The following is a 1,399-nucleotide window of genomic DNA, read 5'->3' as shown; positions in this document are numbered from 1 at the left end:
AGTCACCACACTGTCGGGGTGTGTGCTGTCATGTGACGAACAGCGGAGGGTAGCGATGGGTGACTACACAATCACCATCAGAGCCGAGAATGCCGTGGCACGGGATCGGCGCCGCGACCTCCTTGCGGATCGCGTTGTACGGCAGCAGCAGGGAGCGGCCGTCGGCGCGGGCGTGGAAGACGTAGAGCACGTCCTCGCCGTTCGGGGACCGCACCACCCGCTCGAACTCCAGGTCGGTGACCTCGGTGTCGAAGGTACGGGTGACGCCGGTGGCCAGGTGGTAGCCGCCCGGGAAGATGATGCCGTGGTCCTCGGGCAGCCGCTGGCAGGCGATACCGATGCCGTCGAGCCGGACCACCGCGCGGGTGAGCGTGTTGAAGACCAGGTGCCGCCACTGCGTCTCCTTGTACGGCCGCAGCCGCAGCAGGATCAGCGGCCCCACCCGGGCCCAGTGCACGTCGGCGTCGGCGAGGCTCTGCAACGGCTCGTCCACCGGCTCGCTGTAGATGCCCTCGCCGACCTCGGTGTTGTTCTCCACCTTGACGGTCAGGGTGCCGCCGACCGTTTCGACGAAGACCTCACCGTCGATGGAGATGTGCGGATGCCGGCCGAGGACGTGGTTCTCGCGGGTGGTCTCGATCCACTCGAAGTCGTGCGTCGGCGGGAAGACGTGGTCCCGCTCGCCCCGGCTGTCCAGATACTCGGGGACGCTGTCGACGCCGACCTGCCAGCGCAGCACCCGGATGTCCTCGGTGCGCGGCCCAATCTGGAACACCGCCAGCAGCCGGCCGTCGACCCGGCGCAGTTGCAGCAGGCGGGCCTGCCGGTAGTAGCGGTACAGCTCACCGAAGTCGCGGACGAACTGCGGGTGACGCAGCAGGCCGGGCAGCTCGTCCGGGCCGGCCTCGTCGAACCGGAACACCTCCGTGCCGTCCGCGTCCCCCTGCCGGGCGAACCGGTGCAGCGAGAAGACATCGTCGACGGTCGTCTCCGGCTTGAGGCCGATGAAGACGTTGTAGCCGAACAGCATCAGCCCGCCGACCGAGACGATGTCCCGGGGTACGCAGTTGTGCTCCGTACGGATCCGCTCGGTGCTCAGCAGGCGCAGCTCGGTGCCGCCGAAGACCTCCAGCCGGCGGGCGTTGAGCGCCGCCGCCCGCCTGGACAACTCGACGGCCTGCGCGGCGAGCCGCCGACGCAGCACCTCGTAGCTGCCGTCGTCCAGCCCCGGCCGGGCACCTTCCGGCCCGGCCGCGTCCATCGGGGTGCCGGTCGCGCCGGCCCCCGGAACCGGCGGGCCGGTCCCTGGCTGAGCAGGGCGTCGAGGATGCCGTCGCTGATCTGATCGGCGATCTTGTCCGGGTGGCCTTCCGTGACCGATTCGGACGTGAAGAGGCGG

At 69.8% G+C, this 1,399-nt stretch carries 1 protein-coding gene and 1 pseudogene; both read right to left on the bottom strand.

Translation table 11 applies throughout. The features are described from left to right. Positions 1-28: 28 nt before the first annotated feature. Complete coding sequence (locus tag AB0M52_RS33960; protein ID WP_363961990.1) at positions 29-1,261, bottom strand: DNA repair ATPase; 1,233 nt, start codon at positions 1,259-1,261, stop codon at positions 29-31. A 38-nt stretch (positions 1,262-1,299) separates the two neighbouring features. Continuing rightward, positions 1,300-1,399, bottom strand: a pseudogene (locus AB0M52_RS33955) (S-adenosylmethionine synthetase N-terminal domain-containing protein); the annotation flags it as partial.

This window comes from Micromonospora sp. NPDC051296, assembly GCF_040682255.1.
Classification (GTDB): Bacteria; Actinomycetota; Actinomycetes; order Mycobacteriales; family Micromonosporaceae; genus Micromonospora; species Micromonospora craterilacus.
Note: the sequence above shows the minus strand (reverse complement) of the source record. Positions and strands in the feature narration are given on the sequence as shown.

Coding starts and splice junctions, on each gene's coding strand:
- AB0M52_RS33960 (WP_363961990.1), bottom strand. CDS start 1,261: ATGGACGCGGCCGGGCCGGAAGGTGCCCGGCCGGGGCTGGACGACGGC.